19 protein-coding genes, 2 tRNA genes and 1 riboswitch are annotated in these 20,171 nt (G+C 70.2%); of the genes, 9 read left to right on the forward strand and 12 right to left on the reverse strand.

Annotation, left to right across the window (positions count from 1 at the left end; genetic code table 11):
- Positions 1 to 2 precede the first annotated feature (2 nt).
- The 5 genes from OG223_RS25365 to OG223_RS25385 form a co-directional block, all read right to left on the reverse strand.
- A complete protein-coding gene (locus OG223_RS25365; protein WP_329252947.1) occupies positions 3 to 947 on the reverse strand; it encodes an aldo/keto reductase in 945 nt (314 codons plus the stop codon).
- Positions 948 to 990: 43 nt separating this feature from the next.
- The gene (locus OG223_RS25370) at positions 991 to 1,998 is read right to left on the reverse strand and encodes a M23 family metallopeptidase (protein WP_329252949.1); all 1,008 of its coding nucleotides are present in this window, start codon (positions 1,996 to 1,998) and stop codon (positions 991 to 993) included.
- Between the two features lie 11 nt (positions 1,999 to 2,009).
- Positions 2,010 to 2,166: riboswitch (cyclic di-AMP (ydaO/yuaA leader) on the reverse strand.
- Positions 2,167 to 2,409: 243 nt separating this feature from the next.
- Complete coding sequence (locus tag OG223_RS25375; protein WP_329252952.1) at positions 2,410 to 3,567, reverse strand: PP2C family protein-serine/threonine phosphatase; 1,158 nt, start codon at positions 3,565 to 3,567, stop codon at positions 2,410 to 2,412.
- A gap of 135 nt (positions 3,568 to 3,702) precedes the next feature.
- A tRNA-Met gene (locus OG223_RS25380) sits at positions 3,703 to 3,776 on the reverse strand.
- Positions 3,777 to 3,828: 52 nt separating this feature from the next.
- Complete coding sequence (locus OG223_RS25385; RefSeq protein WP_329252955.1) at positions 3,829 to 5,034, reverse strand: alginate lyase family protein; 1,206 nt, start codon at positions 5,032 to 5,034, stop codon at positions 3,829 to 3,831.
- A gap of 264 nt (positions 5,035 to 5,298) precedes the next feature.
- On the opposite strand from OG223_RS25385, the gene OG223_RS25390 reads away from it, so the two are divergent.
- A complete protein-coding gene (locus OG223_RS25390; protein WP_329252958.1) occupies positions 5,299 to 5,496 on the forward strand; it encodes a hypothetical protein in 198 nt (65 codons plus the stop codon).
- A gap of 120 nt (positions 5,497 to 5,616) precedes the next feature.
- Here the strand turns inward: OG223_RS25390 and OG223_RS25395 are convergent, their stop codons facing one another.
- Positions 5,617 to 6,747 carry a dihydrofolate reductase family protein gene (locus tag OG223_RS25395; protein WP_329252961.1) on the reverse strand — a complete coding sequence of 377 codons (1,131 nt, stop codon included), beginning with the start codon at positions 6,745 to 6,747 and terminating at the stop codon, positions 5,617 to 5,619.
- Between the two features lie 83 nt (positions 6,748 to 6,830).
- On the opposite strand from OG223_RS25395, the gene OG223_RS25400 reads away from it, so the two are divergent.
- The 6 genes from OG223_RS25400 to OG223_RS25425 all read left to right on the forward strand — a co-directional run bounded on the left by OG223_RS25400 (position 6,831) and on the right by OG223_RS25425 (position 14,246).
- Positions 6,831 to 7,328: a MarR family winged helix-turn-helix transcriptional regulator gene (locus tag OG223_RS25400; RefSeq protein ID WP_329252964.1), complete on the forward strand. Its 498-nt coding sequence runs from the start codon at positions 6,831 to 6,833 to the stop codon at positions 7,326 to 7,328.
- A gap of 155 nt (positions 7,329 to 7,483) precedes the next feature.
- Complete coding sequence (locus OG223_RS25405) at positions 7,484 to 8,125, forward strand: GTP cyclohydrolase II (protein WP_329252967.1); 642 nt, start codon at positions 7,484 to 7,486, stop codon at positions 8,123 to 8,125.
- Positions 8,126 to 8,282: 157 nt separating this feature from the next.
- Complete coding sequence (locus OG223_RS25410; RefSeq protein WP_329252970.1) at positions 8,283 to 10,496, forward strand: MMPL family transporter; 2,214 nt, start codon at positions 8,283 to 8,285, stop codon at positions 10,494 to 10,496.
- A gap of 182 nt (positions 10,497 to 10,678) precedes the next feature.
- Positions 10,679 to 11,623: an SGNH/GDSL hydrolase family protein gene (locus OG223_RS25415; RefSeq protein ID WP_329252973.1), complete on the forward strand. Its 945-nt coding sequence runs from the start codon at positions 10,679 to 10,681 to the stop codon at positions 11,621 to 11,623.
- A 144-nt stretch (positions 11,624 to 11,767) separates the two neighbouring features.
- On the forward strand, positions 11,768 to 13,447 hold the full coding sequence (locus OG223_RS25420) for a carboxylesterase/lipase family protein (RefSeq protein WP_329252976.1): 1,680 nt from the start codon (positions 11,768 to 11,770) through the stop codon (positions 13,445 to 13,447).
- A gap of 118 nt (positions 13,448 to 13,565) precedes the next feature.
- Positions 13,566 to 14,246, forward strand: a complete 681-nt coding sequence (locus OG223_RS25425; protein ID WP_329252979.1) for an IMP cyclohydrolase — start codon at positions 13,566 to 13,568, stop codon at positions 14,244 to 14,246.
- Positions 14,247 to 14,268: 22 nt separating this feature from the next.
- On the opposite strand, the gene OG223_RS25430 is transcribed toward OG223_RS25425, so the two are convergent.
- From OG223_RS25430 to OG223_RS25440, 3 genes are all read right to left on the reverse strand, one after another.
- Entirely contained in the window at positions 14,269 to 14,988 is a 720-nt protein-coding gene (locus tag OG223_RS25430; RefSeq protein WP_329252982.1) for a leucine-rich repeat domain-containing protein, read from the reverse strand.
- 11 nt (positions 14,989 to 14,999) lie between these two features.
- Positions 15,000 to 15,560, reverse strand: a complete 561-nt coding sequence (locus OG223_RS25435) for an NADPH-dependent FMN reductase (RefSeq protein WP_329252985.1) — start codon at positions 15,558 to 15,560, stop codon at positions 15,000 to 15,002.
- Between the two features lie 73 nt (positions 15,561 to 15,633).
- Positions 15,634 to 16,098, reverse strand: a complete 465-nt coding sequence (locus tag OG223_RS25440; RefSeq protein ID WP_329252989.1) for an NUDIX domain-containing protein — start codon at positions 16,096 to 16,098, stop codon at positions 15,634 to 15,636.
- A 464-nt stretch (positions 16,099 to 16,562) separates the two neighbouring features.
- On the opposite strand from OG223_RS25440, the gene OG223_RS25445 reads away from it, so the two are divergent.
- On the forward strand, positions 16,563 to 16,694 hold the full coding sequence (locus OG223_RS25445) for a hypothetical protein (protein ID WP_329252992.1): 132 nt from the start codon (positions 16,563 to 16,565) through the stop codon (positions 16,692 to 16,694).
- A gap of 36 nt (positions 16,695 to 16,730) precedes the next feature.
- Here the strand turns inward: OG223_RS25445 and OG223_RS25450 are convergent, their stop codons facing one another.
- Entirely contained in the window at positions 16,731 to 17,339 is a 609-nt protein-coding gene (locus OG223_RS25450; protein WP_329252995.1) for a TetR/AcrR family transcriptional regulator, read from the reverse strand.
- A gap of 57 nt (positions 17,340 to 17,396) precedes the next feature.
- Here OG223_RS25450 and OG223_RS25455 point away from each other — a divergent pair, with 57 nt between their 5' ends.
- Positions 17,397 to 18,296 carry an alpha/beta fold hydrolase gene (locus OG223_RS25455; RefSeq protein WP_329252998.1) on the forward strand — a complete coding sequence of 300 codons (900 nt, stop codon included), beginning with the start codon at positions 17,397 to 17,399 and terminating at the stop codon, positions 18,294 to 18,296.
- A 104-nt stretch (positions 18,297 to 18,400) separates the two neighbouring features.
- Here OG223_RS25455 and OG223_RS25460 read toward each other — a convergent pair.
- Positions 18,401 to 18,473 (reverse strand) — tRNA-Lys (locus OG223_RS25460).
- A gap of 109 nt (positions 18,474 to 18,582) precedes the next feature.
- The gene (locus OG223_RS25465; protein ID WP_329253001.1) at positions 18,583 to 20,142 is read right to left on the reverse strand and encodes an amino acid permease; all 1,560 of its coding nucleotides are present in this window, start codon (positions 20,140 to 20,142) and stop codon (positions 18,583 to 18,585) included.
- Positions 20,143 to 20,171 lie beyond the last annotated feature (29 nt).

Below are 20,171 nucleotides of genomic sequence, written 5' to 3' on the forward strand. Positions count from 1 at the left end.
TCTTAGGCGGAGGCGTCCGTCAGCTTGGCGATCTCCGTGTCCGTCAGCTCCAGTTCGGCCACGGCCAGCAGCGCGGGGAGCTGGTCGACCGTGCGGGCGGAGGCGATCGGGGCCGCGACCGTGGGCCGGGCGGCGAGCCAGGCCAGGGCGACCGTGGCGACCGGGGCGTCGTGGGCCCGGGCGACCTCGTCCAGGGCGGTGAGGACCTTCCGGCCGCGCTCCGACTCGAGGTACTGCGCCGCGCGCCCGGCCCGCGGGCTGTCGACCGTCGTACCGGGGCGGTACTTGCCGGTGAGGAATCCGGAGGCCAGCGCGAAGTACGGCAGCGCCGACAGGCCGTTCCGCTCGACGACGTCCAGCAGTTCGCCCTCGTAGGTGTCGCGCGAGACCAGGTTGTAGTGGGGCTGCACGGCGACATAGCGCGCCAGGCCCTCGCGGTCGGAGAAGTCGAGGGATGCCGTCAGGCGCTCCGGGGAGATGTTGGAGGCGGCGATCTGGCGGACCTTGCCCGCCTTCACCAGCTCGTCCAGCGCGCCGATGATCTCCTCGACCGGTACCTCGACCTTGTCCCAGTGGGTGTAGTAGAGGTCGATGTGGTCCGTGCCCAGGCGGCGCAGGGACGCGTCCGCGGCGGCCTTGATGTTGGCGGCGCTCAGGCCCTGGAACTCGGGGTGCTGGCTGACCTTGGTGGCGATGACGACGTCGGAGCGGTTGCCGCGGGCCTCGACCCACTTGCCGATGATGGTCTCGGACTCGCCGCCCTGGTTGCCCGGCGCGAACGCCGAGTACGAGTCGGCGGTGTCGATGAAGTTGCCGCCCGCGGCGGCGTACGCGTCGAGGACGGCGAAGGAGGTCGCCTCGTCGGCGGTCCAGCCGAAGACGTTGCCGCCGAGGGAGAGCGGGAAGACCTCGAGGTCGGACCGGCCCAGCTTGCGAAGAGAAGTCATGCCTCTCTTCAACAGCCGGACCGGAACCCGCTATTCCAGAGGCTCAGGGGTTGAGGCCCTTGCTGCGCAGCCAGGGCGCCGGGTCGCTGGCGGTGGCCGCGCCGTTGATGTGGACCTCCAGGTGGAGGTGCGGTCCGGTCACGTTGCCGGTGGCGCCCACGCGGCCGATGACGTCACCGGTGGCGACCTTCTGCCCGACGCTGACGTTGATCGAGGACTGGTGGCAGAACCACAGCTCGGTGCCGTCGTCGAGGGTGAGGATCGTGCGGTAGCCGTACGACCCGGCCCAGCCCGCCTCGGTGACCGTGCCGCTGTGGATGGCCTTGATCAGCGTGCCGGTGGGCGCGGCGAAGTCGAGTCCGGTGTGGTAGCCGGAGGACCACATCGAGCCGGCCTGGCCGAAGGTGCCGGTGATCGTGTACGAGCCGACCGGCAGCGTGTACTGCTTGGCCAGCTCGGCGAGCTTCGCGGCCTCGGCCTTCTTCTTGGCGGCGGCCTCCGCGGCCTTCTTCGCGTCGGCGGCCTTCTTCGCCGCGTCCTTCTCGGCCTTGGCGGCAGCGGCGTCGACCTGCTTGGCGACGGCGGCCTCGGCGGCGGCCTTCGACTTGCCGTCGACCTGGAGCTGCTGGAGTTCGGCCTGCTCCATGATCCGGTTGCGCAGCAGCTCACCCGCGTCCGAGGCGCCCTTGGCGGTCTCGGTGGTGGTCACGCCGACGCTGCTGAGCGCGGTCGCGGAACCCTTGGGGGTGCTGGAGGAGTCGTCCAGCAGATGGCCCACGGAGGGCAGGTCGGGCATGGAGATCGAGACCGGCGGCTTGCCGGTGTTGGCGCTTGCCATCCCGCCCGCGCTGACGGCGGCTATGACACCGACGCCCAGAACGGTGGAGCTGCGGGCGAATCCTCCGCCACCACGCTGCTTTGCGACACGGTGCTTGCCGCGGTTGGGAGCAACGGACTCCGCGCTGGGATTCCACTCCTCCCAGGGGCCCTCGTCGGGGCGGTAACCGCCGTAGACGACAGGGGCTTCTGGGGCAGCCTGGTTTGACGCCACGTGGGCGTGCTCCTTTCCTTCCTTCTCGCCTACCGGGTTAGCTGACGGGTTCGGAGCAGGAAGGTCTCCTACGCGCGTAAACCTGCCGTGTTCCCACGGCTGTCGACGAGCGATTCACCCCAAGTGGTGGTTCCCCGGTTCCCTCGCGGGATTCGGCGCGTGCGCACGGAGCTGTCTCTTGTGACAACTGGGACGACCGCGCTGCGTTATCGAACGTTAATAGACACAGGCACCCCTTTCCAAGCCGTTCCGCTTGATCATTAACCTTTCCTTGCTGGACGAACGGCCCACCACCGGCGAAAAACGGGCGAGTTGGCCAAGTCTCAGAATTCCCACAGGTATTGACGGTATGTCAGTTGTTATGCGGAGGGCGGTCGCCCGATCACGGCCCGTGATATCCGGCCCGGACGGTCATGGATGGCGTACGGCGATCATCGCCATGTCGTCCGTCATCCAGCCCCCGGAGTAGCGGCGGACCTCCTTGGCGAGGATGTCGAGCAGCGCCTCGGGGCTGCGGAAGGTCCGGCCGGCCAGTCGCTCCCCCGGGTCGTAGAAGACCCCGCAGGCGTCGCGCGCCTCGGACAGCCCGTCGGTGTACACCAGCAGCGTGGCCCCGCCCGGGAACGCGAACTCCTCGACGCGGTCGGGCCAGACCCCCAACTCGCCCATTCCCAGCGGCAGTGCGGGCTCCTTGACGAGCAACGTGCCCACGGTGCCGTCCTCGTGCAGGAGCAGCGGCGGCGGATGCCCGCGGTCGACGATCCGTACGACGCCGTCGCCGTGCGGGAGTTCGGCGAGGACCGCCGTGGTGAACCCCTCGAACGCGTCGAGCCCGTCACGCCGGGTGCCCTCGCGCGCCAGCGCCCGCTCCAGCCGCTGGGCGACCGCCTCCAGGGTGGTCTCCTGCTCGGCCGCCTCCCGGAACGCCCCGATCACCACGGCGACGGCGGCGACCGCGCCCATGCCCTTCCCGCGCACGTCGCCGACGACCAGCCGTACGCCGTGCGGGGTGTCCTGCACCGCGTACAGGTCGCCGCCGATGAACGCGCCCTCCTGCGCCGCCTCGTACCGTGCCGCGATCGCGAACCCGCCGATCCGCTCGGCCGGTTCGGGCAGTACGGCGCGCTGGGCGGCCTCGGCGATCTCGCGCGCGGAGGCGAGCTGTTCTCTGCCGCGGCGGACCAGGAGGTTGATCAGGACCGCGAGGACGGCGACCGTCACCACGGTGGCCGCCTCGGTGACCGCGTCCATGCGGAAGACGATGCCGAGCCTGATGTGGACCACGAGGCCGACGACGACGGAGGCCAGGCCGGTGAGGACGGTGCCGCGCCGCGAGTAGAGCGGGGCGGCGACGAGCGGGGCGGCGGTGAAGAAGGGGGCCGCCGTGAAGTCCTGCGGGGTGAAGTAGTCGTAGCAGGCCCCGACGATCAGCAGCAGCGGGGGCAGGCAGCGGACGAAGGCGAGGGCGTACGGGATCCGGCGTCCCTCGTCGGGGCCGAGGCCGGGGTCGGGCGTGGGATCGCCGGGCAGGCGCCCGCCGGCTCGCACATACGGACCCTCCTCCTCCACGCGACCAGTTTTTCCCGGTGGGGGGAGGGCGGCGAGCGGGGCGGGCCAATCGGGGTGGGAGAGACGGGGTGGGAGAGACGGGCGGGAAACACCAAGGGCCGGAACCCATTTCTGGATTCCGGCCCTTGGCCTTAGTAGCGGGGACAGGATTTGAACCTGCGACCTCTGGGTTATGAGCCCAGCGAGCTACCGAGCTGCTCCACCCCGCGCCGTTGTGATTGCAACTATACGCCATTCGCGGGGTCCGATGTCACACGGGTTTCAGTCGGCGGTGTTCCCGGCGTGCGTGAGGGTCTCCCAGGAGACGAAGAGGTCGTCGCTGCCGGCCGGCCTGCTCTCCTCGGCGAGCTTGTGCGCGGCGGGCACCTTCTCGCCGAGCCGGCCCTCCAGGTGGTTGAGGGCGACCTCCAGGTCGGGCCCCATGTTCCGGTCGACCTTGCCGCCGCACAACCAGGCGGGCGCGGGCTCGCCGAGCTGGTAGCGGGCGTGCAGGTCGAGGGCTGCCTTGAGCCGGTCCTTGACCCCGGCGTAGAGGTCGACGCCCTGGTGCCAGGCGGTCTCGGCGATGTGCGCGGTGGCCGCGAGCGAGTACCCGACGTGCTTGAAGTTGCGGCAGGTCTCCTGGGCGACGCCGTCCTTGAAGGTGGTCTGCTTGAACCAGTACGTCGTCAGCTTCTGCGGGGTGGTGAGCTTCGACCCGACCGGGGCGAGCGGCACCTTGCCGTCCTTGGCCAGGTAGAAGTAGGCGGGCACGCGGTCGCGGAAGCGTTTGACGGCCGCATCGAAGGCCTTGTGGTCGTCGAGGAAGACGGCGATGCCGATCGCCGCGTCGGTCATCGCGAGGTCCCAGTTGCCGTTGTAGTCCGGCAGGTTCTTGGTGACTTCCGGCTCGTAGGCGGTACGCAGCATCGTCCCGAACCGCTTGACCCTGTCCGCCGGCCAGTCGGCGCCGGGCGCGTACCGCACGATCTCCGCAGCGCGCGCCCAGGTCGACCCCGCCCACGCGGTCTGCAGCCCGGCGTCGTCGGAGGTGTGCTCCTTCATCCTCGCCGACCAGTCGTCCATGATCTCCCGCGCCTTGAGCGCGTGGTGCTGCTTCCCGGTGATGCTGAACAGCAGGGCCTGCGTGTACGCCGCGATCGCGTCCTCGCGCTCCTCGACGCAGCCGTGCGCGGCCTTGCCGTTCCATGGGCAGTCGACGTCGGCGGACGGCTTCGCCGTGTACTTGTACGACCCGTACTTGCTGTCCCGCATCCCGAAGTACGCCTTGAGCCAGGGCTGCTTCCCGGCGGCCACGTTCTGCCGTACGGCGTCCAACTGGCCCTTGCTGACCAGTACTCCGGGGTGGGTGAACGCCGCGTCGGCGGGCAGGGCCCGTGCCATGGTCCGGGTGCCGGTGTCCGCCGCCCCGCACGAGGCGAGAAGCCCTGCGACCACGGTCGCGCCCAGCACCGCCGCTGCCCTCATGTGTCCTACCTCCGCGTTGTCCCTACCGGGTCATTCGCAGCGTGGCCCTTCGGGGATGGAGCCGCAGGATTTGATGGGCCGATTGGTCGTGCTGGGGGGTGTTGGTGTGGGCGTCCGGGGGCTGCCGCCCCCAGGCCCCCGCTTCGGCCCGAAAGTGCCTCGTCCTCAAACGCCGGACGGGCTGATTTTGTGGGCCTGCGCTGAACAGGCACCGGACGGACTGGATGTTGCCCGGCCGTGCTGAAAAGGGGCCGGACAGGCTGGGTGTTGCCGACCGTGCTGAAAAGGCGCCGGACGGGCTGGATGTCGCCGGCCCGTGCTGAAAAGCGCCGGACGGGCTGGATGCTGCTGACCTGTGCTGGAGAGGCTCCGGACGGGCTGATTTTGTGGGCCGGTGATGAAGAGGCGCTGGACAGGCTGATTTTGCTCGCCCGTGCCGAAGAAAGGCGCCGCACGTGCTGACTTTGCTTGCCCCTGCCGAAACGGCGTCGCACATGCTGATTCTGCTCACCCATACCCAGGCGCCGCACATGCCGATTCTGCTCACCCGTGCCGAAAAGGCGCCGCACGGGCTGATTCCGGTCACCTCAGCAGATGTCCGTTCGGCGCCTTCGCCCGCTCCTCGTACTCCGGGAGTACGAGCACGGAGACCCCCTGCGCGGCCAGCGCCCCGCTTCCGTCGGCGGCCGCCACGAACGTGTCCGGCTCGCGCCAAGCGGTCACCACCCTCCGGACACCCGCGTCGAGGATCAGGCGGGCGCAGGGCTTGGGGCGGGAGGCGCGGTGGGTGCAGGGTTCGAGGCTGGTGTAGACCGTGGCGGTGGGGAGGCGGGGGTCCGCCGGGTCGAGCTTGGCCAGGGCCGCCTCCTCCGCGTGGACCACCGGGTCGCCGGCCTCGCGGGAGTGGCCCCGGGCGAGTTCCGTGCCGTCCTCGGCCACGACCACCGCGCCGACGCTGAACGCCGTCTCCGAGGGCGGGCAGCCGGCGGCCAGGTCGCAGGCGAGGGCGAGCCAGTGGTGGTCGGCCGCGGCGGGGAGGTCACCGGTGCCGGGGGCGGTGGGTTCGTAGCGGATGAGGACGACGTCCTCGATGGGGCGGGTTTCGAGGAGGCGGAGGCGGCCTGCCTGGTAGGTGCCGGGGCCGAAGAGGCGGGGGGCGTCCGGGGTGCCCACGAAGAGCGGGGACAGGACGAGTTGGAGTTCGTCGGCCAGGCCCTGCTGGAGGAGTTGGGTGTGGATCGTGCCGCCGCCCTCGACCATCAGGCGGTCAACTCCCCTGACGGCGTGGAGGTGTTCGAGCAGTTGGCGCCAGTCGAGGTCGGGGCCGAGGGCCACGATGTCTGCGGCCAGGCCGAGTTGGCGTGCTCGCTCCGCGCCCTTGTCCGTCGTATAGACGAGTTTGTCGCCGCCCGTGTGCCAGAAGTTGGCGCTCGGGTCCAGTTCGCCGGAGCCGCTGACCGTGACCTTGAGGGGGTATTCCGGCTTGCCCGCGGCGGTGCGGGCGGCTCGGCGGGCCGGGGAGTTGACGAGGAGGCGGGGGTTGTCCGCGCGGATCGTGCCGGCGCCGATGAGGATCGCGTCCACGGACGCCCGGACCTCGTCGACCCGGTCGAAGTCGGCCGGGCTGGAGAGGAGCAGCCGGTCGGGGCCGGTGTCGTCGAGGTAGCCGTCGAGGGAGACGGCGGCGGACAGCAGGACGTGGGGGAAGGACATCGACGCGCTCCCGGCTCGACGGAATGGCGGGGCTTGGAACAGTGGGGCTTGGTTCAAGTTTGAAACAAACCTACACTGGGGGCATGACGACTCGCTGGCTCACCGCCGAGGAGCAGCGCGCCTGGCGCGCGTACATCGCCGCGACGCACCTCCTGGAGGACGCGATCGACCGGCAGCTCCAGCAGGAGGCCGGCATGCCCCACCTGTACTACTCCATCCTCGCCAACCTCTCCGACGTACCGGACCGCCGGCTGCGGATGACCGACCTCGCCGAGAAGTCGAAGATCACCCGGAGCCGGCTGACGTACGCGGTGACCCGGCTGGAGAAGGACGGTCTGGTGCGGCGGGAGGGGTGTCCGTCGGACAAGCGGGGCAGCACCGCGATCCTGACCGACGCGGGGATGGACGTCCTGGAGCGTACGGCGCCGGGCCATGTCGAGACCGTCCGCGCGGCGATCTTCGACCATCTCACCCCGGAGCAGGTGGGCCAGTTGGAGGAGATCAGCACCCAGATCGCGCGGGCGCTGGAGACGCCGGAGGACGTTCCGTGGCGGCGCCGCTCCACACCGTCGTGTTCGTGACCCGCCTTCGCGCCCCGTCGCCATGACCCGCCTTCGTGACCCGTCCCACAAATCTGTTGCTTCAAATTTCAAGCATGAGGTAGTGTCCGTGATCGTGGATGTGCTTCAAAACTGAAGCACATCCGCATACCTACCGCCTGACCACGGAGACCCGCATGCCCGACTTCCCCGCCGCCACCCCGCGTGCCCGCGTCCGGGTACCGCTGCGCTTCCAGGACGGCTACGGCGTCGACGCCGAACTCGTCACCTTCCACGGCCTGACCGACGGCCAGGAGCATGTCGCGGTCGTCCTCGGCGACCCCGCCCCCGGCACCACCCCGCTGGTCCGGCTGCACTCCGAATGCCTGACCGGCGATGTCTTCGGCTCCGCCCGCTGCGACTGCGGACCCCAGTTGCGCGAGGCCGTCGAGCGCATCGCCGACCGCGGCGGTGTCCTGCTCTATCTGCGCCAGGAGGGCCGGGGCATCGGCCTCTACAACAAGCTCGACGCGTACGCCCTCCAGGACCAGGGCCTCGACACCTACGCGGCGAACACCGCGCTGGGCCTGCCCGAGGACGCCCGCGACTACACCTCCGCCGCGCAGATGCTCACCGCCCTCGGGATCACCTCGCTGGACCTGCTCTCCAACAACCCCGACAAGGCGGACCAGTTGCGCGGTCTCGGCATCGACGTGCACGACCGGGTGCCGACCGGTGTCTTCACCACCCCGCACAACGTCCGCTATCTCCGCGCGAAGGTCCTCCAGACCCAACACACGCTGCCGCTGGGCCAGTTGACGGAGCTGCACGCGGGCTGAGGGGCCCGGTGGCGCGGCCGGTGGTGTAGCGGGCTACACCATCCATTCGGGAGAGCACTCCCTCGTGCCGGAGAGCGGCCGACGGAAGGCTTGAGACCACGATCACGCACGTGATCCGGATCTCGACCGACCGCCGACGTGGAGGCCTTCCCCAGCCATGGCTACTCTCCTTTATCACTTGGGCCGTGTGGCCTTCCGGTGGCGCTGGTTCGTCACCGTCCTGTGGGTGGCGGTCCTCGGCGCCGTCGGATTCGCCGCCACCAAGGCCCCCGCCGCCCCGGACGACGGCTTCACGATGCCCGGCATCGAGTCGCAGCGCGCCTTCGACCTGCTGGAGCAGCGCTTCCCCGGCACCGCGGCGGACGGCGCGAGCGCGCGGATCGTCTTCGTCGCCCCGAACGGCGAGAAGGTCACCGCGACCGAGAACAGGGCGGCGATCGAGAAGCTGGTGACGGAGGCGGCCGACGGCTCCCAAGTCGCCTCCACCGTGGACCCGTTCGCCGCGAAGGCGGTGAGCGCGGACGCGACGACGGCGTACTCCACCGTCACCTTCAAGGTGAAGGCCGACGACCTCACCGACACCGCCAAGACCCATCTGGAACGGGCCATCGACACGGCCCAGAAGGCGGGACTGACCGTCGAGGTCGGCGGTGACGCGCTCGCCACCCAGCCCGCCGCCGGCGGCAGCGCCGAGGCGATCGGCATCGCGATAGCGGCCCTGGTCCTCCTGATCACCTTCGGTTCGCTGGCCGCGGCCGGCCTGCCGCTCCTCACCGCGATCCTCGGTGTCGGCATCAGCATGTCGGCGATCCTCGCCCTGGGCAGCGCCTTCGGCCTCTCCGAGACAACCGGCACGCTCGCCACGATGCTCGGCCTCGCCTGCGGCATCGACTACGCGCTCTTCGTCGTATCGCGCTACCGCGAGGAACGGGCGAAGGGCCACGCGCCCCGCGAGGCGGCCGGACTCGCGGCCGGTACGGCGGGTTCGGCAGTGGTGTTCGCCGGTCTGACCGTTGTCATCGCCCTGGCCGGTCTGTCCGTGGTCGGCATCCCGATGCTGACGAAGATGGGCCTGGCGGCGGCCGGCGCCGTCCTCCTGTCGGTCCTGATCTCCCTCACCCTCGTCCCGGCGCTCCTCGGCTTCTGGCCGAACAAGGTGCTGTCGCGCGGGGTCCGCAAGGGCACCCGGCGCGGCAGGAAGAGCGACGAGAACAACGGCGGCAGCCGCTGGGCCCGGCTCGTCGTACGCCGCCCGATCCCCGTCCTGCTGCTCGGCGTCGTGGGCCTCGGCGCGATGGCCCTGCCCGCCCTGAACCTCCAGCTCGGCATGCCCGGCGACGAGGCCAAGTCCACCTCCACCACCGAACGCCGTGCCTACGACGACCTCGCGAAGGGCTTCGGCCCCGGCTTCAACGGCCCCCTGACCATCGTCGTGGACGCCAAGGGAGCCACCGACGCGAAGAGCGCCGTGGCGACCGTCTCGAAGGAGATCGCGGCCACCGACGGAGTGGTCTCCGTCTCGCCCGCCCGCTTCAACTCGGCAGGCGACACAGCGGTGTTCTCCGCGACCCCGTCCACCAGCCCCACCGACGAGAAGACCAAGCAGCTCGTCCAGACGATCCGCGACGAACGGCCGGGTATCGAGTCGAAGGCTTCCGGCGCCGACTTCGAGGTCACCGGCACCACCGCGCTGAACATCGACGTGGCGCAGAAGGTCCAGGACGCGCTGATCCCGTATCTGGCCCTGGTGGTCGGCCTGGCGATCGTGCTGCTGCTCCTGGTCTTCCGCTCGCTCCTGGTCCCGCTGAAGGCGGCCCTCGGCTTCCTGCTCTCGGTCCTCGCGGCGCTCGGCGCGGTGGTCGCGGTCTTCCAACAGGGCCACGGGGCCTCGCTGTTGGGCGTGGACCAGACCGGCCCGATCATGAGCCTGATGCCGATCTTCCTGGTGGGCATCGTCTTCGGCCTGGCCATGGACTACGAAGTGTTCCTGGTCTCCCGGATGCGCGAGGCGTACGTCCACGGGGACGGGCCCGGTCAGGCGATCGTCTCCGGGTTCCGGCACAGCGCCCGGGTGGTCGTGGCCGCCGCGCTGATCATGATGGCGGTGTTCTCGGGCTTCATCGGCGCGGGCGCCTCGATGATCAAGATGATCGGCTTCGGGCTGGCCATCGCGGTCCTGTTCGACGCGTTCGTGGTCCGGATGGCGATCGTGCCGGCCGTCCTCTCCCTGCTCGGCAACAAGGCCTGGTACCTGCCGAGTTGGCTCAACCGCGTCCTCCCCCGGATGGACGTCGAGGGCGAGGCACTGAGCCGCAAGGTCCCGGCGCCGGTGACCGACCCGCCGACCGTCCATCTCACCCCGGTCCCCTAGGGACCCCGCAGACCGGGGCCGCCGAGAGCGGAGGCGGCCTCGCGGCGCCCGGATCCCGTGGGGACGGGGACCCGGCGCAAGTCCCGGGCCCGGCGACGGGGCACTCCCCCCGCCCGTCGCCGGGCCCGCGGACGTCCAGATCCCACCCATTCACCAACTCGCCCACCAGAGAGGGCACTTCGATGAAAACCTCCGTGCAGGCCGGGGTGGCCGGGCTGCTCGCCTGCGGCACGCTGGTCACCGTGGTCCTGACCACCCGTGACGGCGGCGACAGCCACACCGGTGTCACCTACTCCGCCCCGTCGAAGGGCCCGTACGTGGCGCTCGGCGACTCCTACACCGCCGGCCCCGGCATCACCGACCCGACCGGCACCCCGGCCGGCTGCGACCGCTCCGCCGGCAACTACCCGGCCCTGGTCGCCGCCGAACTCGGCGTCAAGGCAGGCGACTTCCGCGACATGAGCTGCAGCGGCGCCACGACCACCGACCTCACGACCTCCCAGAGCACCGACGACGGCACCAACCCGCCCCAGCTCAGGGCGATTTCGTCCACCACCCGCCTGATCACCATAGGCATCGGCGGCAACGACATCGGCTTCAGCTCGATGATCAAGCGGTGCGTCGCGATGGGCGCGCTGTACCAAATGGCGGGCAGCGGCAAGTACTTCGCCGAGGACGCGCCCTGCGAGCGCAACTACGTGAAGGGCGACTCCGACACGGTGACGAAGAAGATCGCCACGGCAGGCACCCGCCTCACCCGGGTCCTGAACGAGGTCAAGCGCCGCGCCCCCGAAGCCCGGATCTACGTCGTCTCGTACCCGGCGCTCCTGCCGGCCGACAGCGCCGACTGCGGCCGGGACATGTCCCTCGCACCCGGCGACGTGACCTTCCTCCGCGAGAAGGAGCAGCAGCTCAACACCATGCTCCGGCAACGGAGTTCGGAGGCCGGGGCCGGCTACGTCGACACGTACGCCCCCTCGGCGGACCACAACGCCTGTGCCGCGCAGGCCACCCGCTGGATCGAGCCGCTCGTACCGAAGAGCCCGGCGGCTCCGGTGCATCCGAACGCGCGCGGGGAGCGGGGGATGGCGGACGCGGTCCTGCGCACCATCAGGTCGGCGCTGTAGAAGGCGCCGACAGTGTCAACCCGCGGGCCCGCAACCTAAGTTGCACTCGTGGACACTGTCAGTAACGACAACACGCTGGCTCCTCCCCCCGCCCCCGGCACAGCATGAGGCGACTCGTCCCCAAGCGATCGATCGGGAGCCCCAGTGAACCCCTCCCCCGACGGTGTCGGCCGCCGCGTCTTCCTCGGCCGCACCGCAGGCGTCACGGCCGGCGCGACACTCCTCGGCACCCTGCCCCCCACCCCCGCGTCAGCCACCCCGCACACCCCCACGAGCCACCCCGTCAGAACCCGGTCCGGCCTGGTCACGGGCGCCCCCGCCGCCCTCCCCGGCGTCACCGTCTACAAGGGCATCCCCTACGCCGCCTCCACAGCCGGCGAGAACCGCTGGCGAGCTCCGCAACCACCCCCGTCCTGGCAGGGCGTCCGCAAGGCCGACACCTGGGGCGCCGCCTGCCCCCAGCCGGTCACGGGCATAGCGGCGGACAAGGTCCCCCCACTGAGCGAGGACTGCCTGAACCTCAACATCTGGACGGCGGCGGGCAGTTCACCGTCCCCCCGGGACCTCCGCCCGGTCTTCGTCTGGATCTACGGCGGCCGCAACAGCGCCATGTGGGCCTCGCAGCCGGTGTACGACGGGGCGAACCTGGCGGCCAAGGGCGCGGTCGTGGTGACGTACAACCACCGGGTGGGCGCCTTCGGCAACCTCGCCCATCCGGCGCTGAGTTCGGAGGGCGGGCACGGTGGCTCCGGCAACTGGGGTGTGCAGGACACGGTGGCCGCGCTGCGGTGGATCCGCCGCAACATCGCCGCGTTCGGGGGCGATCCGGAGCGGGTGACCCTGGCGGGCTGGTCGCACGGCTCGTCCTTCGTGAACATCCTGATGATCTCGAAGCTCGCACGCGGCCTGTTCCACCGGGCACTCCTCTCGGCCGGCGTGCAGTACACCAAGGACCCCGCGCTGGGCCATGTGGCGGGCGGCTACGCGCAGTTGGCCGCAGCGGAGGCGAACGGCACGGCGTTCGCGACATACATGGGCGCGACCTCGCTGCCGGAGCTGCGCGCCCTGCCGGCCGACGAGATCGTGACGAAGGTGTACGCGCAGGGCGCCCCGGCGGCGGGCACGAGCTTCGGCAACGTACTGGACGGCTACGTCCTGCCGAGGACCTACACGGCCGCCATGACGTCCCGTACCGAGTACGACATCCCCGTCCTCACCGGCAACAACAAGGACGAGAACGGCGCTTCACCGACGCTGACGATGACGGTCGCGGCCTACGAGACCTACGCGGCGACGACATTCGGTGAGCGGGCAGCCGACTTCCTCGCCCTCTACCCCGCGACGACGGACGCGGAGGCGGCAGCCCAGTACAACAACTACGCCCGCGACGAGGAACGCGTCTCCACCTTCCTCTGGGGCACCCAGTTCAGGACCACGGCCGCCAACCGCAGCCCCGTGTACGCCTATTGGTGGACCCACGTCCCCCCGGGCCAGGACACCACCAACCCGATCGAACCGGCGAACGGCGCGGGCGCGTACCACGGCGCCGAGAAGTACTACTTCTTCGGCAACCTGTACGGCACCGACCGCCCGTGGACGGCGGCGGACCACGCCATCGCCGACACCACGTCCTCGTACGTCGCGAACTTCGCGGCAACGGGCAACCCGAACGGGCACGGCCTGCCGCCGTGGCCGGCGTTGCGCACATCGAAGCCGGAGTCGATGGAACTGGGCGACCACTTCGCGACGCTGCCTGCGGCGGACAGTCCGGCCAAGTACGCGTTTTTGAAGGGGTATTTGGAGGGTCAGGGGACGGAGTACTAGGGCCGCGCGTCTCCGGCTCTGTCAGGAGGTGAGGGGTCCGTCGAGCACGATTCGCCCGACCTGCTGGTCGCCGTTCGTGCCGATGGATCACTCACGGCCGGACCTGCATGCTGACGGTATGGACTCACTGACCGACGCGCTGACCACCAACCCCTACCCCGGCCGCGGAGTGCTGTGGTGCAGAACCGGCGACGGCTCAACGCTCGGCGCCTATTTCCTCACCGGCCGAAGCCCCGCGTCCCAGGCCCGCACCCTGCACCGCACTCCTGCCGGCGAACTGATCGTCGCCCCCTCCGACACCCGGCACCACGACCACCTCCGGCACTACGTCGCCGCTCGGCAGAGCCAGGACTGGCTGGTCTTCGGCAACGGCGAGCAGGTCTCCGCGGTGGCCGACCGACTCGCCTCGGGGCAGCCCCCGGCTCTCGCCCTGGACGGCCTGGACTACGAACCCGACCCGCCGATCTTCACTCCCCGCCTGACCGTGATCGCGGACAACCGCGAGACGGGCCGAGCGTGGTTCGGCGCCGCGCGGCGCAGCAGCGGGAAGCGCACGGCCACCGACCGGCTCACCCTGCACATCGGCGACCCGGCTCCCGGCGAAGGCGTCCTCATGACGACCTACCGCTCCGACGGGCAACAGATCGCCACCGGCGCCCCGTTCACGGAAGTCCACACCGGCGCGCACACCCCCGGCGACCTCATGGAAGAGCTGTGGTCGGCGCTACCGGCCCAACTCCGCATCGCCGCCGCTGTCTTCGCACCCGGAGGGCTCACGACCGCGGACATCCGGAGCTGAAGAGCAAGCGACAACCCTCGCCTCACAGAAGGACGACGCACCCCCGCCGCTCCAACTCGCCCAGCAGCGCCGCGGAAGGCTCGCAGGCGTTCCAGCGCAGGTCCAGCTTCTCCAGGGAGGGGATGGTCGGCACCCATTGCGGCAGGGCTGTGAGGCGATTGCTTCGCAGGTCGAGATGGCGCAGTAGGGGCAAGTCGGCGAGCACCGGCGGGAGTTCGGCGAGGGCGTTCTCGCGCAGGTCCAGGTGACGTAGTTCGTGGAGGTCGGCCACGGACGGTGGCAGGCGGTCGATCTCGTTGCCGCGGAGCCAGAGTTCGCGCAGGGCACGGAGTTCGCCGAGGTTGTCGGGCAGGGTGGTCAGCCGGTTGTGCTGGGCCCGGAGTTCGATCAGGCCGGCCATGCGGCCGACGGCCTCGGGCAGGGCGGTGAGCGTGTTCTCGCCGACGTTGAGATAGCGCAGCCGGATCAACTTCCCGAGGGCGTCCGGGAGTTCGGTCAACGCGTTGTCGTGCAGGTAGAGGAAGCCGTCGAGGTCGGTCAGGTCGCCGAGTTCGTCGGGCAGCGCGGTGAGGCGGTTGTGACCGAGGTCCAGGGTGGTCAGCCGGCGCAGTTGCCCGACCTCGGGCGGCAGGTCCGTGAGTCCGTTGTCGGCGAGGATGAGGACCTGGAGTTCGGTGCGCCGCCAGACCGACTCGGGTACTTTTCCGAGCTGTCGGCGCCACAGGTTCAGCGTGTGCGGCACGGTTCACTCCCTCACGGGGTGGGTCGGTGGTCGGGCCCGGCTGTCGCCAACAGCCGTATCACCTCTACGAGTTGACGACGTACGCCTGCGTCCGCGATGAGCCCGTCCGCGCCGAGCATCCCCCGGTCCACCGGGATCTTCACGCAGGCCGCGTCCACGATGTCGGCGCCGGTGTAGCCGAGAACGCCCCGCAACGTGGCCTCCGCGCCCGAACCCCGCCCCGGTGCGGCCGCGTTGACCCAGGCGACCGGCTTGTCACCGATCTCGGTGCCCCCGACCGTCCAGTCCAACAGGTTCTTGAACGAACCCGGCAGGGTGCCCGCGTACTCCGGGGTGCAGATCAGGATGCCGGCGGCCTGCTCGATCGCCGCCCGCAACCCGGCCACGGACGCCGGCAACGGGTCCGTGTCGTCATCGGGGTTGAAGTGCGGAAGCTCCGCGAGACCGTCGTACAGCACGGCGCGCGTCCGAGCGTCCGCCGCCACGTCGTAGGCGGTACGCAGCACGGCGTCGTTGGAGGAGCCGGCCCGCAGGCTGCCTGACAGCAGCAGGATCACTGGTGGAGTGGACATCCGCTCAACCTACTCGCGGCACAGGTACGGGAGTCGAGAGACGGAGCCCGTCCCGAGAACCCAGCCGCATGACCTACGCCCAGCCGTGCAAGGACACCTGTGTCCCGCTCGCGTTGGGGGAGTTGAGGTAGTCGAGGTAGCGCTCAAGGGCCTGGGCGTTGCCCCGGACGAAGTTCTCAGGAACCGCGTCGACATCGACCCACCGCACCTGCGCGTGCTTGAGGGGCTCGCGGTTCTCGGGTTCGCCGCTCCACTCGTCGGTGACGAAGACGACCGTGAGGTAACCGTTCGGCGCCTCGACCCCCAGGGCGGCGTGGATGACATGAACCACCTTCAGCGACTCCGCCGCCACGACGAGCCCGGTCTCCTCGTACAACTCCCGTACGGCGGTGGCGGTGACAGGCTCGCCGGGTTCGTTCTTGCCGACGGGAAGATCCCACATCCCACACCCGAACTTGGCGTGCTCGCCGCGCTGGATGAGGACCACACGCCCCGCGGCCCTGTCGTGGACGATGACGGCGGCGACCAGCAGGGTCATGCGGTGCCGGGCCTGATGGTGAGGTGGGTCCGGCTGCTCCACGCTCGGGCCGCGTAGCGGTCGGTGTACACCGGCATGCCTCCCATGGGCTGGCTGAGGGGTGGGGGCTGGGGGCTGGGGCGACCTTGAGGGGTCGTAGCCCAGGATCCCCTCGGACTTGCCGAAGACGTGACAGTCAAGCCGTCGTCACCACGGCCCCTGGAGCGTAACGGGAGTTGCCCGCGAAGACCGCGGTGAGCGTGGTGTCTGCGACCGATCTTCTCGAACCACCTCTGAGCTGGGTGCGACGCGGTAGGCCCTGTGGGACTCGAATTCGCCATGGGGCGCGGTCCACGCCAGAACAGCTCCTCTCAGCGCCAACTCCGGCCGTGGAAAAGGTGGTTGGCTCACCGGCTCCGGTCTGCTCGGCGCCACCGTCGAGAGCCTGGACCTGCACTTGGCGGTCAACGCGCGGGACGGCCGACGTGCCCGGCTTCGGGCCGTCCGGGCCATCGCCGGGGGAACTGCGGTTCTCCGTGCTCGGCCCGCTCACGGTGGAGGCGGCCGGACGAGCACTGCCGCTCGTGGTCCGGATCGGCACCGTGCAGCAGCCTTGACGGCACAATCGACGCTCCCACCGGGGCCGTTCCCGCCTATCGCGGCCCCGACGGCTCGGCCGGTCGGTTCGGCACAGCCTCGGCATTCCTGGCGGCGGCCGCCGCGACGGTTGCCAGGTCTTCGCCCGAGAAGCCGGCGCGGCTCAGCACCGCCAGGGATTTGTTCGTCGCCAGCGTGCACAACGCCAGCTCCACCGCCTCCCGCTCACCGGCCCCCGCCGCCAGCAACGCCTGCTCCAGCCTCGCCCGCAGACCGTCGATCATCGCGCGGACCATCGCCCGGCCCTCCGCGTCGAGCGCCGGGAACTGCGTTGCCGACACCGTGAGCAGGCAGCCGTCCGGGACCGTCGGGTCGGCGATGCGGTTCAGGGCGACCTGCAGGTAGGCGGCCACGACGGCGCTCGGGCTCGGGTGGGGGCCGGACAGCGCCTGCTCGTACAGCGGTTGGTAGGTCTGCGTGTACCGTTCGAGGCTTTTCCGGAAGAGGGCGCTCTTGTCGCCGAAGGTGCCGTAGAGCGAGCCCCGGCCCAGGCCCGTGCCCTCGGTCAGGCGATCGATCGACGCCTCCGAATAACCCCAGCGCCAGAAGACGTGCATCGCACGTCGGAGCGCCTCGTCCACGTCGAATTGCTTGCGGCCTGCCATGGTCCGTCAGCCTACACATCTTGTAACGATCGTTCAAAGATGGGTAGGGTCGCCGGCATGACGAACTTGAGTTCGCTACGACTGCCCGACGGATTCCTCGACGTCTTCACCAGCCGGCTCGTGGAGGTGAACGGACTGCGGCTGCACGCGGTCACCGGTGGGGACGGCCCGCCGCTGCTGCTGATCGGCGGGTGGCCCCAGACCTGGTACGCCTGGCGGGAGGTGATGCCCGCGCTCGCCCGCCAACACACCGTCGTCGCCGTCGACTCGCGCGGCGCCGGGCTCTCCGACAAGCCCGACGACGGGTACGACGCCGGCACGCTCGCCGCCGATCTGGTCGCGCTGATGGCCGCGCTCGGGCACGACCGGTTCGACGTGGCCGGCCACGACATCGGTACGTGGACCGCATACGCCCTCGCCGCCGATCACCCCGAGCGGGTGGGCCGGCTCGCCATCGTCGAAGCGGTGATCCCCGGTCTCACGCCGTCCCCGCCGTTCTTCGGCCCGGATGCGGCCAACCTGAAGCTCTGGCAGTTCGGCTTCAACCGGCTCGACGACCTCAACGAGGAACTGGTCCGGGGACGGGAACAGCTCTTCCTCGGCTGGCAGTTCGCCACCAAGGCCGCCACGCCGACCGCGATCCCCGCGTACGCCGTCGACGTCTACGTCGACGCGATCACCGCGGATCCCCGCGCGCTGCGGGCGAGCTTCGCGTACTACCGGGCGCTGGACGAGACGATCGCGCAGAACGAGCAGCGCGGCAAGACCCGGCTGACGCTGCCGGTGCTCGCCGTCGGCGGCGCGCTGTGGAGCGGCGCGAGTGCCGCCCAGACGATGCGTCTGGCGGCCGACGACGTCACGGGGTTCGTCCTCGACGACTGCGGCCACTACCCGGCCGAGGAACAGCCGGCGCGGTTCGTCGAGATCCTGGAGGACTTCCTCACGGCCGACCGGTAGCAGGCCCTCGCACGGGGCCGGACACAGCGGTGCCCCGGCCGTCCGAAGAGGACCGGGGCACCGTAGAACTGCAGGTCAAGGCCCTCCGGAGAGGGACCACCTCGTAGGCCCTGTGGGACTCGAACCCACAACCAATGGATTAAAAGTCCACTGCTCTGCCAATTGAGCTAAGGGCCCAGGCGATGTTGCCTCCCCGAGCATAGCGGGAGGTGGCCGTGTCTCCGATCGGGTATCGGGGACACGGCCGTGCCGGATCGGGGGAAGGCGGCCGGGCGAGTCCGGAGTGTTACGGATCTACCGGTTCGCGCGCCCCGGCCCGCGCCGCCTCCCGCGCCTTCGTGCGGGCGTGTTCCGGGTTCAGGAACCAGTGTCGGGCCGAGGCGCCCCACCAGGCCGCCGCGAAGCCCAACACGACCAGCACCGCCACCGGCGCGTAGTTGAACGACTCCCAGGTGACCGGGGAGACCTGCGGCAGCATGAAGAGGACCGTGATCACGGCCACCCAGATCACCGACACCACCCCGATCAGCCGCGACCACCGGCCCAGGTGCCACGGCCCGCGCTGGAAGTCGTCGCCCTTCGCCAGCCGCAGCAGTGTCGGGATGACATACGCGATGTAGAGGCCGATGACGGCGACGGACGTCACCGCCGCGTAGGCCGTGTAGTTGATCAGATACGGCAGGCCCATGAGCAGCGCGCCCGCCGCCGCGAGCCACACCGCCGCGACCGGGGTCCGGGTCCGCGGGCTCACCGTGTGCCAGACGCGCGAGAACGGGAGCGCTCCGTCGCGTGAAAAGGCGTAGATCATGCGGCTGTTGGCCGTCACCGACGCCATGCCGCAGAAGAGCTGCGCGCCGATCACCACCAGGAGCAGCAGCTTCCCGCTCGTCGCTCCCAGCGCGTCCAGGAGGATCTGGGCCGGGGGCGCCCCCGTCGGCGACTTCCGCTCCGCGTCGTAGGACTGGATCGCGTACGTGAAGCCCAGGAGCAGGACGAAGCCGGCTATCCACGACGTCCAGATGGAGCGGACGATGCCCTTCGGGCCCGCCGTCGACGCGTCGTGCGTCTCCTCCGTCATGTGGGCCGAGGCGTCGTAACCGGTGAAGGTGTACTGCGCCATCAGCAGGCCCAGCAACACCACATAGACCCCGCTGCCCCAGCCCGTGTGGTTCACGAACTTCGTGAAGACGAAGGTCGTGGACTGGTGGTGGTCGGGGACGAAGGCCAGCGCGCCCACGATCACGCCGACGCCCAGCACGTGCCACCACACGCTCACGTTGTTGAGGAGGGCGACGATCTTCACGCCGAAGGTGTTCAGCAGGCCGTGCAGGATCAGGATCGCCGCGAACAGGAGCACCGTGCGGCCCGGCGTCACCTCGAAGTCGAACTGGAGGTTCAGGTACGCGCCCAGGAACGACGCCGCCCCGAAGTCGATGCCCGCGGTCACCGCGACCTGGCCGAGCACGTTGAACCAGCCCGTGAACCACGCCCAGGCCGCCGCGCTGCGCGGGGGCGCCAGGCGGTGGGCCCAGAAGTACAGGCCCGCCGACGTCGGGTAGGCCGAACAGATCTCGGCCATCGACAGGCCGACGAACAGCGTCATCAGACCTACGGCCACCCAGCCCCAGGTGATGACCGCCGGGCCGCCCGTGTTCATGCCGAACAGATAGAGCGTCAGGCAGCCCGACAGGACCGAGATGATCGTGAAGGAGACCGCGTAGTTGGAGAACGCCGACATGCGGCGGGCGAGAACTTGCGTATAGCCGAGCTGGGCAAGTCGTTCCTCGTCGGAGAGACCGGGGGCATCTCCCTTTGACAGCCCACTCGCTATGGCGTCATCTGTCATGCCCCCAGCGATTCCCTCGGCGGGGACGT

This window comes from Streptomyces sp. NBC_01478 (genome assembly GCF_036227225.1).
Lineage (GTDB): Bacteria > Actinomycetota > Actinomycetes > Streptomycetales > Streptomycetaceae > Streptomyces.

Coding starts and splice junctions, on each gene's coding strand:
- OG223_RS25465 (WP_329253001.1), bottom strand. CDS start 20,142: ATGACAGATGACGCCATAGCGAGTGGGCTGTCAAAGGGAGATGCCCCC.
- OG223_RS25450 (WP_329252995.1), bottom strand. CDS start 17,339: ATGGCAGGCCGCAAGCAATTCGACGTGGACGAGGCGCTCCGACGTGCG.
- OG223_RS25410 (WP_329252970.1), top strand. CDS start 8,283: ATGGCTACTCTCCTTTATCACTTGGGCCGTGTGGCCTTCCGGTGGCGC.
- OG223_RS25415 (WP_329252973.1), top strand. CDS start 10,679: ATGAAAACCTCCGTGCAGGCCGGGGTGGCCGGGCTGCTCGCCTGCGGC.
- OG223_RS25400 (WP_329252964.1), top strand. CDS start 6,831: ATGACGACTCGCTGGCTCACCGCCGAGGAGCAGCGCGCCTGGCGCGCG.
- OG223_RS25395 (WP_329252961.1), bottom strand. CDS start 6,747: ATGTCCTTCCCCCACGTCCTGCTGTCCGCCGCCGTCTCCCTCGACGGC.
- OG223_RS25405 (WP_329252967.1), top strand. CDS start 7,484: ATGCCCGACTTCCCCGCCGCCACCCCGCGTGCCCGCGTCCGGGTACCG.
- OG223_RS25440 (WP_329252989.1), bottom strand. CDS start 16,098: ATGACCCTGCTGGTCGCCGCCGTCATCGTCCACGACAGGGCCGCGGGG.
- OG223_RS25385 (WP_329252955.1), bottom strand. CDS start 5,034: ATGAGGGCAGCGGCGGTGCTGGGCGCGACCGTGGTCGCAGGGCTTCTC.
- OG223_RS25435 (WP_329252985.1), bottom strand. CDS start 15,560: ATGTCCACTCCACCAGTGATCCTGCTGCTGTCAGGCAGCCTGCGGGCC.
- OG223_RS25455 (WP_329252998.1), top strand. CDS start 17,397: ATGACGAACTTGAGTTCGCTACGACTGCCCGACGGATTCCTCGACGTC.
- OG223_RS25365 (WP_329252947.1), bottom strand. CDS start 947: ATGACTTCTCTTCGCAAGCTGGGCCGGTCCGACCTCGAGGTCTTCCCG.
- OG223_RS25425 (WP_329252979.1), top strand. CDS start 13,566: ATGGACTCACTGACCGACGCGCTGACCACCAACCCCTACCCCGGCCGC.